Origin of the sequence: Halomonas sp. GFAJ-1 (genome assembly GCF_000236625.2) — a bacterium.
Taxonomy (GTDB): domain Bacteria; phylum Pseudomonadota; class Gammaproteobacteria; order Pseudomonadales; family Halomonadaceae; genus Vreelandella.
Map to the genome: position 1 here is coordinate 97,423 of NZ_AHBC01000008.1, position 15,531 is coordinate 112,953.

Annotated in this window: 14 protein-coding genes; 8 read left to right on the forward strand and 6 right to left on the reverse strand. The window is 51.6% G+C overall.

Going from position 1 to position 15,531, the window contains the following annotated elements; translation table 11 throughout:
* Positions 1-63 precede the first annotated feature (63 nt).
* Together MOY_RS02815 and MOY_RS16620 are read right to left on the reverse strand one after the other, a co-directional pair.
* Complete coding sequence (locus tag MOY_RS02815; protein WP_009096276.1) at positions 64-1,656, reverse strand: ORC-CDC6 family AAA ATPase; 1,593 nt, start codon at positions 1,654-1,656, stop codon at positions 64-66.
* Positions 1,657-1,669: 13 nt separating this feature from the next.
* Positions 1,670-2,380, reverse strand: a complete 711-nt coding sequence (locus MOY_RS16620) for a hypothetical protein (RefSeq protein WP_009096278.1) — start codon at positions 2,378-2,380, stop codon at positions 1,670-1,672.
* 458 nt (positions 2,381-2,838) lie between these two features.
* On the opposite strand from MOY_RS16620, the gene MOY_RS02825 reads away from it, so the two are divergent.
* On the forward strand, positions 2,839-4,152 hold the full coding sequence (locus MOY_RS02825; protein WP_009096280.1) for a hypothetical protein: 1,314 nt from the start codon (positions 2,839-2,841) through the stop codon (positions 4,150-4,152).
* Positions 4,153-4,166: 14 nt separating this feature from the next.
* On the opposite strand, the gene MOY_RS02830 is transcribed toward MOY_RS02825, so the two are convergent.
* On the reverse strand, positions 4,167-4,685 hold the full coding sequence (locus MOY_RS02830; protein ID WP_009096282.1) for a zinc ribbon-containing protein: 519 nt from the start codon (positions 4,683-4,685) through the stop codon (positions 4,167-4,169).
* A 164-nt stretch (positions 4,686-4,849) separates the two neighbouring features.
* Here MOY_RS02830 and leuS point away from each other — a divergent pair, with 164 nt between their 5' ends.
* The 7 genes from leuS (at position 4,850) to MOY_RS02865 (ending at position 12,334) form a co-directional block, all read left to right on the forward strand.
* Entirely contained in the window at positions 4,850-7,435 is a 2,586-nt protein-coding gene (gene leuS / locus MOY_RS02835) for a leucine--tRNA ligase (protein WP_009096284.1), read from the forward strand.
* Positions 7,432-7,944 carry an LPS assembly lipoprotein LptE gene (gene lptE, locus MOY_RS02840; protein ID WP_009096285.1) on the forward strand — a complete coding sequence of 171 codons (513 nt, stop codon included), beginning with the start codon at positions 7,432-7,434 and terminating at the stop codon, positions 7,942-7,944. Before leuS ends, lptE begins: the two co-directional genes overlap by 4 nt.
* Complete coding sequence (gene holA / locus MOY_RS02845) at positions 7,941-9,008, forward strand: DNA polymerase III subunit delta (protein WP_009096287.1); 1,068 nt, start codon at positions 7,941-7,943, stop codon at positions 9,006-9,008. Before lptE ends, holA begins: the two co-directional genes overlap by 4 nt.
* 100 nt (positions 9,009-9,108) lie before the next feature.
* The gene (locus MOY_RS02850) at positions 9,109-9,507 is read left to right on the forward strand and encodes a PA2779 family protein (protein ID WP_009096290.1); all 399 of its coding nucleotides are present in this window, start codon (positions 9,109-9,111) and stop codon (positions 9,505-9,507) included.
* A 10-nt stretch (positions 9,508-9,517) separates the two neighbouring features.
* Positions 9,518-10,480 (forward strand): PA2778 family cysteine peptidase, encoded by a 963-nt coding sequence (locus tag MOY_RS02855; RefSeq protein ID WP_009096292.1) that lies wholly within the window; start codon positions 9,518-9,520, stop codon positions 10,478-10,480.
* A 127-nt stretch (positions 10,481-10,607) separates the two neighbouring features.
* Positions 10,608-11,159, forward strand: a complete 552-nt coding sequence (locus MOY_RS02860; RefSeq protein ID WP_009096293.1) for a hypothetical protein — start codon at positions 10,608-10,610, stop codon at positions 11,157-11,159.
* Positions 11,156-12,334: a GGDEF domain-containing protein gene (locus tag MOY_RS02865; RefSeq protein WP_009096295.1), complete on the forward strand. Its 1,179-nt coding sequence runs from the start codon at positions 11,156-11,158 to the stop codon at positions 12,332-12,334. Before MOY_RS02860 ends, MOY_RS02865 begins: the two co-directional genes overlap by 4 nt.
* Here MOY_RS02865 and sthA read toward each other — a convergent pair.
* The 3 genes from sthA to nqrF all read right to left on the reverse strand — a co-directional run bounded on the left by sthA (position 12,331) and on the right by nqrF (position 15,515).
* Positions 12,331-13,722: a Si-specific NAD(P)(+) transhydrogenase gene (gene sthA, locus MOY_RS02870; RefSeq protein ID WP_009096296.1), complete on the reverse strand. Its 1,392-nt coding sequence runs from the start codon at positions 13,720-13,722 to the stop codon at positions 12,331-12,333. The two genes, MOY_RS02865 and sthA, sit on opposite strands and share 4 nt — an antisense overlap.
* Positions 13,723-13,837: 115 nt before the next feature.
* Positions 13,838-14,092, reverse strand: coding sequence for a (Na+)-NQR maturation NqrM (nqrM, locus tag MOY_RS02875; RefSeq protein ID WP_009096297.1), 255 nt, complete (start codon positions 14,090-14,092; stop codon positions 13,838-13,840).
* Positions 14,093-14,282: 190 nt separating this feature from the next.
* Positions 14,283-15,515: an NADH:ubiquinone reductase (Na(+)-transporting) subunit F gene (gene nqrF, locus MOY_RS02880; protein WP_009096299.1), complete on the reverse strand. Its 1,233-nt coding sequence runs from the start codon at positions 15,513-15,515 to the stop codon at positions 14,283-14,285.
* Positions 15,516-15,531 lie beyond the last annotated feature (16 nt).

Genomic DNA, 15,531 nt, shown 5'->3' on the forward strand with positions numbered 1-15,531 from the left:
CGTTGTAACGCTCCAAACACCGGCGCAGATTTCTGCGTCCGAGTGCTTTGGCTTGTTAACTCTTTACCCTGACAGATATTCAAATACAGCAGAAGTGGCTTCATTTTTGATATATCTAGACCGGACTTCGCCAACATAGTAAGCCCGCTGAATAGTTTCTTCTGTTGCGTCAAGAACATCTTTGATCGTATTTAACGACAAGCCCTTCAATGAATTTATAAGCCACTCTGGAAGATCGAGAAAATCTACAGGCTTTTCTAATTGCTCACTCAATGCTGAACTGATTGTTTGGTCATCAAAGTCTTCTAGTTCAGTCACTAGCGATGAGTATGCTGGGTGGTTAGACCCGTACTCCGTCATTCTCTTTACGGTAAGACTCTTTACAATGGCAGTTCCAGTCGAGGCTGGCGTATTTTCAAGTGACAACAGGCATCCCAAGTTAACGCTGTATCTAGCACCAATATCGCTTCTTGTAGCTTTTATGGCATCAGAATGCAGCGAAATTATCCCTGTATAGCAAAGCAACCCAAGCGCCTTTTTTATCCGAGCGGGAGCATCTTTATGAATCCAAAAAAAGCGTGACGTTTTTTTATCACCCTCTAAGTAGGAGTCATTTTTCAATTTCATTTCGAGCAGAACAGTCTCCTCGACGAAATCTCTGCCCCAATTAATGAACGCAACGAAACCAGAGTATTTATCCGCCAACAGAGAATGCTCTTCCCATATGTCGCTCTTGTAGAACTCCTTTATTACAGCATTAACCTCTCGCGAGGAAACTGACGGAGTCTTCACCAATGTTTTCAATAAAACCCTAGGATTTCCATTAGCCGCATATGCTAGCAGGGAGAAATTGCTACTGTTCTGTGCGATTTTCCCAAGGAGTCGGCTATCAGCCTGCTTCTCTACCATGTTTCTCATATTCTCAATATATCCGACGCTAGTAACATCTCTTTCAAGGTTGATAAAGATTGCGTCATGGATCGGCTGAAAATAGTCGCCAAACGATGTGACTCCTGGATAAACTGCTGCGTTACAATTTATATATGGGCTGTTGATATCACGATACAAGCCAAAAAATTGACGCTGTTGAGCGGGCCTAAGTATATGAGCCGCTTCATCAATGAAAAAATTGACGGATTCTATTTCTGCTTCTTCACAGATATCTTCAACGGCCTCTTTGAAGTCATCTATTGATGGCAAAAACTGAGTGTCAACATCTTGTGCTAGGCCAGGTTTCCAAGAATTCTCAAATTCATTTACTAACCGGGTCAGGTATTCTTCTTGAGCATCTTCTCCATTTGACAAAATAGTATGTGGAAGAACAAATCCCGATTTTTTAAGGCTTCTGATAAATGACGAACATAGTTTTGCAAGCATCCATTGGTAGAACTGGATTTCATCTGTAAGTTGCAACACGGCGCCTTGAGTAAAAGACACGTATACAGGAAGTACGCATTTTTGGGCCATGTCTCGCTTGAGCTCAGCTTCAGCGACCCTTAGCAGAAAAGATTTACCCACCCCGCGGCTACCCACTAATATCACGGGAGAATCACTTTTCAATCGCTCAATTATCGCTCGATCTTCCTTTGTTTCTACAAAATATTCTAGAATCTTCGTAGGCTTTATGGTTTCGGTGCGTATCTTAAAATCTGACATAACCGCGTTTCCCTCAATCAGCGAATAGAAGGTTGAATTCTTCTATTCCTCCTAATTCTTCTTTTGCCATATCTTCAATTCTCGCGATCTTTTGCTTATCGATATCTTTAGAGAACCTCATAAACAAAAGAAATAACGCTACGAGCTTACATGTCCCCATAAAATCAATCCACCTAGCCACCAGAAATGAATTAAATTCTATATTGCTCGGCAGCTCTTCGAGTTTGCTGAAGTTGCCATGTATGAACTCGGATGATTCTCTATAAAGTTTCGATGCAATCGTGATTAAATGTTCCCCTTCAACTTCAACCTCTGGGTAAAAAGCCCTTATAAACAATTTAGATAATACACCATTCTCTTTGTCCGATAGCGCACCCCATGAGATATCTCGCAGACCAAGTTTCCAATGTCGAAGATGTAGCTCGTTAGTTGACAGGTATATAAAGCGACATATTTGCTCCAAAAAGTAACGCTGCGCTATGAATGCGTATCTATACTGTCCGCCTACGACAGCCTGAAAACCCAATTCGAATTCTTGAACGGCGCTAATGAGGATGGTTCGATCCGTTCTATCGCTGAGCAGTTCAAGCCATACATTTAAATCTTCTGAAAACTGAAATAGCTCAGTTAGAGTAGCGCCATGTTCTGAAGCGAACGATTCGTCGATCACTCTGCCAATTTTCCTGTTCAGGTTGGCGAAGTGCTCTTTACTGTGATTTTCCATGGAGATTAGTCCCTACTCTATCTTGGGTGACTCGGGGAGTTAACAGTGATTATATAGCCCACCGCATAACACCAATAACTGTGCGGTCACAATCATTGATGTTATACAGCCCCAAAAAAAACACATAATTGATTGATTTTATTTGTTGCCGTCCTAAGCCGGGCTACATATCCCCTATTATCATGCCCGCTCGTTTTGCCGTTCTAATCATACTCTATTAACAAATTCAGCTTAGGTCACGCGTTCAGTTAATTTTTCTGTTGCGCCTGATTGGCCTGCGTGGCGTTATCGTTGGGATGGTGGCTTTATCATCGCGCGCTGAAGCGCCCTCTCACACCTTCCATCTCTCACATCTGTCACCTCGCATACCTGTCGTCTCACTTACCCCGTCACTTCTTGCTACTAGCCTTCTCTCGCAAACCCGATTAGCCTGCTAACTCAACCAGTAAGGGATTGAGATGCAAGAGACAACAACGCGGCAGCGCTTGGCGGGTGTTTTGATTCTGCTTGGGCTGTTGGCACAAATTATTGGCTTTACCGGGGCGGTGCCAACAGCGCAGCCGGTGAGCTATTTATTGTGGGCGGCGGTGGCGCTTTTGTGGCGGGATATTCCTAAGCGCTCGCGCGTTCAAGCGGGGGTGTTGATTGCCATTGGCGCGCTGATGTTGGTGGTGGCACGGGTGGTGTATGGCGCCGCGGTTAACTGGCCTGCCATGCTACAGGGCAACGTTTTTGTGGCCACGATGCTGGTGGGCGTTAGCTTTATTTCTTTGATTGGCACCCAGGGTAACAAACGCCCACCGGGTAAGCGGGTCACCGGCGCGGATGGCGTGCTGCGCACGTGGCTGGGGGTGCATTTTCTTGGCACCATTTTGAATCTTTCCACGGTGTTTATGGTGGGCGATCGTTTAGCACGGCGCGCTCCGTTAACCACGCCACAACTATTGGCGTTAAACCGTGGGCTAAGTAGCGCGGCGCTGTGGTCGCCCTTCTTTGCGTCTATGGCGGTGGTAATCGCGCTAGCCCCGTCGGTGCAGTATGGCCACATTGCGCTGATTGGTTTTCCACTGGCGATGCTCTCGGGGCTACTCACCACGCTGGAGATGAGGCGGCGGTTTGATTTGGCTGAGGTGGATGGTTTTTCGCTATCACCGCGCAGCCTCTTCATGCCTGCGGGCATGGCGGCGCTGGTGATGGTGTTTCACTTCTGGCTTACACCTTCACTCACTATTGTCAGCATTATTACCTTTTTGCTGCCCGGGGTGGCGCTGCTTAGCAACCTGCGGGAAGGCCCGCGCTTTACTCTGCGGCGTATTCGCCAACACACCACAACTCGGCTACCCGCAATGCGCGGGGAAATCTCGCTGTTTTTGGCGGCGGGCTTATTAACGCTGGGGCTTTCTACGCTGGTGGCGGCGGCGGCAGGCGATGAGTGGACGCTGTTTGCCCGCTTTGGCACGTGGCAGGCCATGGTGAGCTTCGTCGCCATCACGCTAAGCGCGCTGGTAGGGCTGCACCCAATTATTGGCGTTTCGGTGTTGGCATCAATTTTGAACTTGAACGGCGGTGAGCAAACGCTGTTTGCCTTTGTGGCGCTTAGCGCCTGGGCGGTGGGCACCAGCGTAGGGCCGCTTTCCGGCATCAACCTTTCACTGCAGGGCCGCTATGGGGTCAGCGGCTACCAAATGATGCGGGATAACTTACCCTACGCTGGGATGATGAGCCTGCTCTCGCTAGGGGCGATTGCAGGCCTCAGCTGGCTAGTGATTTAGAGCGTAGCGCCGGATCAGGTTTCGATAATTTTGTTGGGGAAGCGATAGAAGTAGCGGTGGCCACACTGGTGGCAGGGTTCTAGCCGGGACACCTCATTAAGCATTACCTGGGCATCACAGTGTACGCAGGCCATTAAGCCCGGGGCGGCCATTTCGCCTTCACAGTAGTCGGCACGGGCCGCTTCCAGGTCATCTTCAAAGCGCTCGCGATCAACCACACTGCGGTCGGCAATGGACAGCAGTGATTCGGCAACCCGGCGGGAAAGGCCGTCAATATCAATGCCCAACCAGCTGGCTACTTGCTTGCCGGTATCCGCCATGTAGTAACGCATATCTTTCAAGTCGCGCTCTACCCAGGCGCGTAGCAGCGCTAGCTCGTCTTTGGTGTACTCCTCAAGTTCAGCTTCAAAAGCAACGGCGTCGTCCAAGTCCTTTTGTAGGTTGTCCCAAGTGAGTTCGTTGGCGCCATCTTGCATGCGCTCTAATAGGCGCTCGTAGCCTTCGCGCAAACGATGATCGTTATGTTGTTCCATGGTACCTCTCCTTTTGTCGACCCAGAGTGTTCCTATCATCGGCTAGCCGTTCAAGGATACACCCGCATAGGATACAATCGACGCTACTTATCTGACACCCGTCATCTACTATTCACTTTGCGCCCTAATTAGGGGCGAATTACCCCAAGGCATTGAAAACACCGATGGACGCACAATACAGCCCCCGCGAAATTGAACGTGACGCTCAGCAGTACTGGGACAAACACCAGTGCTTTAAAGCCGTAGAAGACGCCAACCGCGAGAAGTTCTACTGCCTTTCCATGTTCCCCTACCCCAGCGGTAAGCTGCACATGGGCCACGTGCGTAACTACACTATCGGCGACGTTGTATCTCGTTTCCAGCGCATGAAGGGTAAAAATGTCATGCAGCCCATGGGCTGGGACGCCTTCGGCATGCCGGCGGAAAATGCCGCTATTCAAAACCAAGTGCCCCCCGCTAAGTGGACCTACCAAAACATTGATTACATGCGTAACCAGTTGAAGGCACTGGGCTTTGCCTACGACTGGAGCCGTGAGTTCGCCACCTGCGATACCAGCTACTACCGCTGGGAGCAGTGGTTCTTCACCAAGCTGGTGGAAAAAGGCTTGGTCTATAAGAAGATGTCGACGGTGAACTGGGATCCGGTGGACCAAACCGTACTGGCCAATGAGCAAGTCATTGACGGCTGCGGCTGGCGTTCCGGCGCGCCGGTAGAGCGTAAAGAGATCCCGCTGTGGTTCTTGAAGATTACCGACTACGCCGATGAGCTACTGGCGGATTTGGATAACGTCGAGTGGCCCGAGCAGGTCAAAACCATGCAGCGCAACTGGATTGGTAAATCCCGCGGCGTTGAGATGACCTTTGAAATACAGGCGGAAGACGGCAGCACCTGCGAGCCGCTGGCGGTGTACACCACCCGCCCAGATACGCTGATGGGTGTCACCTATGTAGCCGTGGCCGCTGGCCACCCGCTGGCGAAGCAGGCAGCCGCACACAACAGTGAATTGGCGGCGTTTTGTGACGAGTGCGCTAAAGGTGGCACCTCAGAAGCGGAGATGGCCACCAAAGAGAAGCTGGGCATGCTCACAGGGCACAAAGCTATTCACCCGCTGACCGGCGATGAAGTGCCGGTATTTGTGGCTAACTTTGTACTCATGGAGTTCGGCACCGGCGCGGTCATGGCCGTACCCGCCCACGACCAGCGCGACTGGGAGTTTGCTACCAAATACGGCGTTGAACTGAAGCCGGTGGTGGCCGATGAACACGGCAACACGCCGGATATCTCGGAAGGCGCGTACACGGAACACGGCACGCTGATTCATTCCGGCGAGTTTGATGGCCTGGAGTTCCAAGCGGCGTTTGACGCCATTGCCGCGAAGCTTGCTGAGCTTGGCCGTGGCGAAGTAAAAACCAACTACCGCCTGCGCGATTGGGGTATTGCCCGCCAACGTTACTGGGGCGCTCCCATTCCCGTGAAGTACGGCCCGGAAGGCCAAACTGTGCCGCTCTCTGATGAGGAGCTGCCGGTAGCACTCCCCATGGAAGTGACAGTCGACGCTTCTGGTTCGCCGCTTAAGAGAATGCCGGAGTTTTCTGAGCTGGGCGATGGCTGGGTGCGGGAAACCGATACCTTCGACACCTTTATGGAGTCCTCCTGGTACTTCGCCCGCTTCTGCTGTGCGGATAACCACGAAGCGATGCTGGATGAGCGCGCCAACTACTGGCTGCCGGTGGATCTCTACATTGGCGGTATTGAGCACGCGATTCTGCATCTCCTTTACGCTCGATTCTTCCATAAACTGCTGCGCGATTTCGGCATGTTGGACTCCGACGAGCCGTTCCAGCAGCTGTTAACTCAGGGCATGGTGATCGCAGAGACCTTCTACCGCGTTAAAGATAATGGCGGTAAAGAGTGGTTTAACCCCGCTGATGTAGAAGTGAAGCGCGACGAGAAAGGCCGCCCACTAAGCGCCCTATTAATGAGCGACGGCCAGCCCGTTGAGATGGGCGGCATCGAGAAGATGTCCAAGTCGAAAAACAACGGCGTTGACCCGCAGTCGATGATCGACAAATTCGGTGCTGACACCGTGCGCCTGTTTATGATGTTTGCCGCACCGCCAGAACAGTCGCTGGAGTGGTCGGATTCCGGCGTGGAAGGCGCGCATCGCTTCTTGAAGCGGATTTGGCGCCAGGTTACCGAGCATCTTGCTGCGGGCACACCGGGCGAACTGACCATTGAAGCGCTGAACGACGAGCAAAAAGCGCTGCGCCGTAAAACCCACGAGACGATCAAGAAAGCCAGTGATGACATTGGCCGCCGTACCACCTTCAATACCGCTATTGCTGCGGTGATGGAGTTGTCTAACGCGGTGGGTAAGTTCGACGATACGTCTGAACTTGGCTTAGCGGTTAGCCGTGAAGCACTTGAAGCATGTGTGCTGCTGCTGGCCCCCATCACCCCGCACCTGTGCCACAGCCTGTGGCAGCAGCTGGGCTATGAGCAGCCCGCCATTGAAGCCCAGTGGCCAAAAGTGGATGAAGCCGCGCTTACCCGGGATAGCATTGAGCTGGTCGTGCAGGTTAACGGTAAACTACGCGCCCGCCTGGAAGCACCGGCAAGCGCCGATAAAGCAGCCATTGAGACGCTTGCGATGGAGAACGAAAACGTCCAGCGCCACCTTGAAGGTAAAACGGTACGCAAAGTGATCGTGGTACCCGGCAAGCTGGTTAACATCGTGGTGAGTGGATGAAGCAAACCAACCCGCTAACGCGCCGTCGTTTCCTCACTGCTAGCATCGCCGCTTCTGCGGCGGTGCTGCTCAGCGGCTGTGGGTTTCGGCTACGCGGCACCGAATCAATGCCGCAATTGCCCCCCCTTGCCCTAGAGGGAAACAACAGTAGCGCTTTAGCACAGCAGCTACGTAGCCGCCTGCAGCAGCAGGGTACTGAAGTGAGCGCTGGCGCTCCCTGGCGGGTAACGCTGGGGACACCCGCCCTGCAAGATAGGCGGATTGGCGGTGAAAGCCGTTCCAGCCGCGAGCATGAGCTTATGCTCAGCGCAACGCTTTCCGTGCAGCAGCGGGAAACCAATGCCTACGCGCTCAATAACGCAACGCTCTCTACCAGCACGCGGCTTCGCGTTAGCGATGACGACCTGCTTAACCGTGAATCGCTTTTTCAAGAAGCAGAACAAGCCCTCACGCGGCAGTTGGCTCAGCGTATCATTGAGCGGCTGGCTAACCTTGAGGCCATGCAGTGAAGGTATTTTCCGACCAGCTACCTGCTGCGCTAGCCAAGAAGCTGCCTAAAGCGGTTATTGTGGCCGGTGATGAACCCCTGCAACACCGCGATGCCTGCGATGCCGTGCGCTTAGCCGCCAGGCAAGCAGGCATCGAAGAGCGGGAAGTTCTCGACGTTGAAGCTAATTTTGCTTGGGGGCGCCTATTGGAAACCGCCAGCAATCTTTCTCTGTTTGCTTCTAACAAACTTCTAGAACTGCGTTTAGGCCACCATAAGCTCGGCCAGGAGGGTAGCAAAGCCCTGGCGCAATACGCTGAGATGATGGATGGCAACGATGACCTACTGCTCGTCAGTATGGGCAAGCTGGATGCCAAACAGCAAAAAAGCGTATGGTTTAAAGCACTGGATAAACAGGGCCTGTTCGTGCCGGTGTGGCCCGTTGATGTATCTCGCTTAGGCTACTGGCTACGGGATCGCGCCTCGCTCCACGGGCTGCAGATTGAGCTAGATGCGGCGCGCCTGCTTGGCGAACGTACCGAAGGCAACTTGCTGGCTGCAGATCAGGAGCTGCAAAAGCTTGCCCTTATCTATCCGCAAAACACCCGTCTTAACGCAGAACATATAGCCCAGGGCGTTGAGGATAGCTCCCGTTTTGATGTTTTTAACTTGGCAGACGCCTGCTTGAAAGGCGAGCCTAGTCGCGCGTCTAAAATCGTGACCGGTTTAAAAAGCGAAGGGGTAGAAGCCCCCATTGTGCTTTGGGCGCTAAGCCGCGAGCTGCGCACCCTGCTCTCTCTACACCAGCACCTAGACCAAGGCCAAAGCTTTGAGCACGCCTGCAAAACTCAAAAGCCGATGATTTTTGATAAACGACGCCCCGCCTACCAAAAAGCCATTAGCCGCCTATCCATGAAGCGCCTGCACAAGCTTCTATTGATGGCCCAACGTTTGGACCTTTCCGTAAAAGGCGCATCACAGGTGCCGCTATGGCCAGGGCTTCACGACCTCGCCATTACCATGGCCGGTGCAAAAGGCCTTTTAGCTGAAACGCCCTGGACCTATCGCATTAGTGCAAATAATTAGCACTTTGCAGTTAAGCCTTAAACCCCAAGCCATTTATTTCTATACTGTTGTTTCAATCAATAAAAACACCTGCTCCCCGACCAGTCTAAGGATGAAGACGATGAAAACATTGCGTGCTTACCTCTCGACCCTGCTAATTGCCGCTCTTGTGATTACCAGCCTACCTGTTGCAGCATCACCGATTGCCCCGCAATCTATGGACTTAGTGACAACGCAATCTGCTTTATCAGCTGACCGTGCTGGTGCTGACCGCGAACGTATTTACAACGTTCTAGCTCGGGCCGATGTGCAAGACCAGCTGCTAAAGCAGGGTGTGGATCTTAACGAAGTTGAAGCCCGTGTTGCCGCGCTAAGCGATGCCGAAGCACAGCAAATGGCCGAACAGCTAGAGCAAATGCCTGCAGGTGCGGGTGTTATTGGCGTGCTGTTTGCGGTGTTCATCATTTTGTTGGTTACCGATATTCTTGGTTTAACCGACGTTTATCCGTTCACTCGCTAAGATCCTCAACATGCCGACACTGTTTAAAAACGCCCGCTTTGCGGGCGTTTTACTATTTGCCCTATTACTCACCGCCTGCGCACGCAGCCCAGTGCTGCTAGAAAGCACCAAGGCGAACCTTACTCCCCAAACTGAGCTCATCCAGGTGCCGTTTTATGCGCAAACTGAGTACCAGTGTGGCCCGGCAACCCTTGCTATGGTGCTTAATCATCAGGGTGTGGATGCCAGCCTTGAGCAGTTGATCCCCCAAGTTTTTTTGCCCGGTAGAGAAGGCAGCGTTCAGCCTGAAATGCTGGCCACGGTGCGCCGCTATGAACAGCTGGCTTTCCCCATACGCGGCACCATGGATGCGCTACTTAGCCATCTGGAAGCAGGTGACCCGGTGGTCGTAATGCAAAATCTCGCGCTACCAGCGTTTCCCATGTGGCACTATGCGGTAGCGATTGGATACGATTTGCCTAATAAGACACTGATTTTGCGCAGTGGTGAAATCGAGCGACATACAATGTCGTTTAGCCGCTTTGATGCCACCTGGGCACGCACCGAACGCTGGGGGTTTGTGGTGAGCGAACCAGGCAAGCTGCCAGAAGGGGTGACTGCACGAAATGCCTTGGAAGCCATCAGTGCCTTTGAAGAACAGCACGGTTCTTTGGCCTCACTAAGTAGCTGGCAAGCCTTTGCCGAACGCTACCCTACCAATCCTCTTGGCCAATTCGCCCTCGGCAATGCCCTATATGCGGCAGAACAGCCAGATGCCGCACTGCGGGCCTTTGAGTCTGCCACACAGCTTGACCCTGCCATGGGCGCCGCGTGGCTCAACGTAGCCCTAGTGCGGCTTCGACAGGAAGACACAACCCGCGCTCACGAAGCGCTAAGACAAGCAGCCGCGTTAGAGGGCGAATGGCAAACGCGCGCAATTGAAATACTGAAAACTTTAAACCTCTCATTCCATAAAACTAAACAAATTAAGTAGATGTTAATGTTAAAAACAATACTAAATTCATTATTACAAAGGATGGCTATTGCAACGAAACTTTGTTTAAGTTCACACAGACATTGACAACCGCATGACCAAAATTGGCATCTCAGGGAGCTTCAATATGTCTGTCCACCCGCGCGTAGCGCAGATTCAGTGGTTTCGCTTTTCCCCCGCCGCCATTTTGATCAGCGTGCTAACGTATTGGATATTTATACCAACACTCCACGCGGACGGGGCTGTGGTGCCTAGCCAGTACCCAAACTCTCAAAACCAAAAACTTGTTTTAAGCGTCACCATTGGCTACGACCAACACTGGCTATCCCTGGCAGATATCGAAACATTGCCTATTTACGATATAGAAATGACGCACCCTGAAGGCATCAGCGGCCGTTTTACTGGCGTGTGGCTAAATGATCTCATTGAACAACAGGGTATTTCGGCCGATCAACGTATCCGCCTCATCGCCTTAGATAACTATACGGTTTTTTTAGAAGGAAAGGAGCGAGCGCGAACCCGGTATTTCCTTACAACACGGCTCGATGGTGAACCCATAGCATTAGACCAGCTTGGCCCATTAACGTTGATCGCGCCGGATAATCTCGCAGCAGTGCGCGCTGGCACCATGCCCCTAACACGCTGGATTTGGTCTATTAAGGAGCTTAGAAAGCAATGAAAGCCCTATGCCGCCCTTCCATTCCTTGGCAGTTAGCCGGGTTGTTGGCAGTGGGCGTCAGCATTTGTGCCTTATTAATTGCAAGCTACGTTTATAATGCCAGACAACAGTTGGGCGCTGACTATACTGCCCTCGTCGGCGATATCGTTCGTGCCCAGCAAACAACACCACAATTTCAGATCGCCCTCGAGGGATTTATAGATCAGCCTGAAGCCATCCACTTACGCCAGATTAACCATATAACCTGGCTATCCCGACAATATCTTGCCCATGTTGAACACGGTTTAGCCCAACACCCTCAGCTATTGCGACGCGCTGACTACTTACAAAATGATATGCAGGCGTTACCTGAACAGCTCAACGCATTAGAGCAAAGCGCTCAACGTGCTGTTAACACGCCCAGCCAATTGCCAACGTTACAGCGCTTAGCCACAGACTTAGAAGCCAATATGGCATGGGTATATTTTGAACTAAACGATGTCGTCCATACTGCTGCCGGGCAACAACGCCTAATAATGCAGCGCCTTTCAACTGCCGTTAGTTTTCTTGTAGCAATGGTTATGCTGATTGCAGCGGTCTTACTGATCGCGGTTTTTCGCCTACAACGCCAGCGTGATACGCTTAAAGCGCTGATGCTCACCGACGAACTTACTGGCCTTTATAACCGTCGCCACCTCATTGGCACTGCGCAAGATCAACTAACAAACGCACAACGCCAGCAACAACCGCTAAGCTTTTTACTGATTGATCTAGACTACTTTAAGCGTGTAAATGATACGTTTGGTCATCCTATCGGCGATGAAGTACTTCGTGTGTTCAGCGCACGCATGAAGCAACTTAAGCGTCCTGCAGACACGCTGGCACGTATTGGCGGTGAAGAGTTTTGCTTACTCATGCCCAACACTCACCTTGAAGACGCCGAACAGGTCGCTGAGAGGATCCGCAAAGAGATAGCTGACTTAAATCTTCAGCACATTGCTGAACTCCCGCAACAAACCGTCAGCATTGGCATTAGCTGCGCCCATGATGGCAAGCTCTCGTTTGAGCAAATTTATTCGCTAGCTGATCAAGCGCTCTACCAAGCAAAAGCATTGGGCCGCGATAGAGTGGAAAGCATGGTGCCTGAGGAGTCAGTGCCACATAGCGTGGCACTGAACAAAGCACTCGCTAATTAAAATACGCGGTTTAAACCATTTTGCGCCGCCACACGGTAGGCTTCGGCCATAGTGGGGTAGTTGAAGGTTGTGTTAACAAAGTACTTCAAGGAGTTTGCCTCCCCTTCCTGCTGCATAATAGCTTGTCCGATATGCAAAATTTCTGAGGCCTGGTCGCCAAAGCAGTGAATACCAAGAATCTCCAGCGTATCCTGGTGGAAAAGAATTTTCAGCATCCCTACCGTGTCACCGGTAATCTGTGCACGAGCGGTATCTTTGAAGAAGGCTTTACCCACTTCGTAAGGCACTTTAGCTTCTGTGAGTTCGCGCTCGTTGGGGCCAAACGAACTGATTTCTGGAATGGTATAGATACCGGTGGGCACATCGCTAACAAAGCGGTACTCCTTTTCCAACAGCTCGTTACAGGAGTTTAACCCCTGGTCATAAGCGGCACTGGCAAGGCTAGGCCAGCCAATCACATCCCCTGCGGCGTATATGTTTGGAATGGCGGTGCGGTAGTGCTCATCCACGCCCAATTGTCCGCGGCTATTTGCTTCTAAGCCGATGTTTTCAAGCCCTAGGCTGTCGGTATTCCCGGTACGCCCGTTGGCCCATAAAAAGGCATCCGCACGGATCTTTTTACCTGACTGCAAATGAACCACCACGCCGGACTCATCACCCTCAACACTTGCGTACTCTTCGTTATGGCGGATCAGGACGCCGTGTTTACGCAAATGATATGAAAGCGCATCGCTAATTTCGTCATCAAGGAATGAGAGCAGGCTATCGCGATTGTTAATCAAATCCACTTTAACGCCTAGCCCTGAGAAGATGGAGGCGTATTCACAGCCGATTACACCGGCGCCAAAAATCACTAGCGTGCGGGGCGTATGGGAAAGACTTAAAATCGTATCAGAGCAGTAAATTCGCGGATGCCGAAAGTTAATGTCTGCCGGGCGATAAGGCCTTGAGCCGGTAGCAATGATAATTTTTTTGGCGACAAGCTCCTCCATTCCTTCCTGACGATCCCGAACCAATACCGTATGTTCATCTTTAAAACGGGCGACACCATGATACAGGTCGATACGGTTACGCGCATAAAACGTTGTGCGCATCTCGACCTGCTTATCGATCGTGCTACGCGAACGCTCCATGACCTTAGGAAACGAAAACCAGCGGGGTTCACCAATATCGCGAAACATACGGTTAGTGTTGAACGCCATGATCTGCTTTACTTGGTGGCGGAGCGCTTTTGAAGGAATCGTACCCCAGTGGGTGCAGTTACCCCCAACCTGGGCCTGTTTCTCAACAATCGCTACGCGCATGCCGTGTTTTGCGGCGTTTATAGCAGCGCTTTCACCGGCGGGGCCAGTCCCGATAACGACAACATCATAATTGTGAACCGCCATACGCTTTCAATCTCCTTGTAACTGCACGTACTTAACAACTAAGCATTCAAGAACGCATACATAAACGCCCGCTATATAAGCGAGCGTTTATCAAGCTGCACATCATGATGAAGCATTAACGCCGCGTGGCGTCGTAGCCTAGGTCGGCACCGCGGCTTGCATCGCTACGCCGACGCTCGCTCATACGTTTACGATTCTCTTCCTCGCACACTTCATCTTTACCGCCACAGATGTCGCAGCCGTCCTTAAGGCCTAGCTGGTTCAAACCACCGCATGAACCCGCGATAGGCTTACGCCCCATCAACACGCCCACCGCCATGGCGGTCATCATCAACGCCATAAAACCGAATACCAGTAGCCAAATTGTCATATTAATCTCCCGACATTGCGTTAACTGCTCACCTGCCGACAACACTCATGTCGATAAGTGCCAATATCATTTAGCGACTATTGTACCTCAGCCACTCCGAAATGATCAGGCGTGTGGCATTTTTTCAACCGGACAAACAAACGGGGCTGACCCTAAGGCCAGCCCCGCATGCAGATCTAATACCGAACTATTAACCGCCGAAATCATCAAGCAGGATATTTTCCGGTTCAACGCCCATATCAAGCAGTAGCTTAATAACAGACGCGTTCATCATGGGCGGCCCACACATGTAGTACTCACAATCTTCAGGCGCAGGATGATCCTTCAGATAGTTTTCATACAGCACGTTATGGATAAACCCTGTTGGCCCTTCCCAGTTATCTTCGGGCTGAGGATCCGAAAGCGCTAAGTGCCACTTAAAGTTCGGGAACTCTTCTGCCAGCTGATCGTACTCTTCGTTATAGAACGTTTCACGCCAAGAGCGCGCACCGTACCAGAACGAAATTTTGCGGTCAGACTTCAGACGCTTGAGCTGATCGAAGATGTGGCTACGCATCGGCGCCATACCCGCACCACCACCGATAAAGACCATTTCAGCGTCAGTGTCTCGGGCAAAGAACTCACCAAACGGCCCCATTACGGTTACCTTGTCACCCGGTTTCAGGTTAAATACATAGGTAGACATAAGGCCAGGCGGGTGATTGGTGCCTGGAGGCGGCGTTGCAATACGAATATTGAACTTTAGCAGGCCTTTCTCTTCCGGATAGTTCGCCATGGAGTAGGCGCGGATGACTTCTTCGTCATTTTTGTGGGAAATTTTATAAAGATCAAACTTTTCCCAGTCGCCGCGATACTCTTCTTCGATATCAAAGTCAGAGAACTTAATATCGTACGGCGGCGCTACCAGCTGAACGTAGCCACCGGCACGGAAGGCAACTTCTTCACCTTCGGGCAGCTTCAAGTTCAGTTCTTTGATGAAAGTAGCGACGTTAGGGTTGGCCGTCACTTCGGTTTCCCACTTCTTAACACCGAAGACTTCTTCAGGCACTTCTACTTTCATGTCCTGCTTAACAGGTACTTGGCAAGAGAGGCGCCAGCCGTCTTTCTTTTCACGCATGGTGAAATGCGACTCTTCGGTGGGCAGGATAGAACCGCCACCCTCTTCTACCCGGCACTTACACTGGGCGCACGAGCCGCCGCCACCACAGGCGGAGGAAAGAAAAATACCGTTAGCAGCCAGCGTATTCAAAAGCTTGCCGCCTGCCTGCGTCGTCAAGGTGTGCTCGGGGTCGCCGTTGACTTCGATAGTCACGTCCCCGCTACTCACTAGCTTACTACGCGCTGCCAGGATGATCCCCGTTAAACTAATAACGATGACCGTGAACATGACAACACCGAGCAAGATGACTGATGTATCAACCATGTCGGTTTCCTATTGC

What these genes read in the sequence shown, in the direction of transcription:
- MOY_RS16620 (WP_009096278.1), bottom strand. Translation starts at nt 2,380, where the DNA reads ATGGAAAATCACAGTAAAGAGCACTTCGCCAACCTGAACAGGAAAATT.
- MOY_RS02865 (WP_009096295.1), top strand. Translation starts at nt 11,156, where the DNA reads ATGAAAGCCCTATGCCGCCCTTCCATTCCTTGGCAGTTAGCCGGGTTG.
- leuS (WP_009096284.1), top strand. Translation starts at nt 4,850, where the DNA reads ATGGACGCACAATACAGCCCCCGCGAAATTGAACGTGACGCTCAGCAG.
- lptE (WP_009096285.1), top strand. Translation starts at nt 7,432, where the DNA reads ATGAAGCAAACCAACCCGCTAACGCGCCGTCGTTTCCTCACTGCTAGC.
- nqrM (WP_009096297.1), bottom strand. Translation starts at nt 14,092, where the DNA reads ATGACAATTTGGCTACTGGTATTCGGTTTTATGGCGTTGATGATGACC.
- MOY_RS02830 (WP_009096282.1), bottom strand. Translation starts at nt 4,685, where the DNA reads ATGGAACAACATAACGATCATCGTTTGCGCGAAGGCTACGAGCGCCTA.
- nqrF (WP_009096299.1), bottom strand. Translation starts at nt 15,515, where the DNA reads ATGGTTGATACATCAGTCATCTTGCTCGGTGTTGTCATGTTCACGGTC.
- sthA (WP_009096296.1), bottom strand. Translation starts at nt 13,722, where the DNA reads ATGGCGGTTCACAATTATGATGTTGTCGTTATCGGGACTGGCCCCGCC.
- MOY_RS02855 (WP_009096292.1), top strand. Translation starts at nt 9,518, where the DNA reads ATGCCGACACTGTTTAAAAACGCCCGCTTTGCGGGCGTTTTACTATTT.
- MOY_RS02860 (WP_009096293.1), top strand. Translation starts at nt 10,608, where the DNA reads ATGTCTGTCCACCCGCGCGTAGCGCAGATTCAGTGGTTTCGCTTTTCC.
- MOY_RS02815 (WP_009096276.1), bottom strand. Translation starts at nt 1,656, where the DNA reads ATGTCAGATTTTAAGATACGCACCGAAACCATAAAGCCTACGAAGATT.
- MOY_RS02850 (WP_009096290.1), top strand. Translation starts at nt 9,109, where the DNA reads ATGAAAACATTGCGTGCTTACCTCTCGACCCTGCTAATTGCCGCTCTT.
- MOY_RS02825 (WP_009096280.1), top strand. Translation starts at nt 2,839, where the DNA reads ATGCAAGAGACAACAACGCGGCAGCGCTTGGCGGGTGTTTTGATTCTG.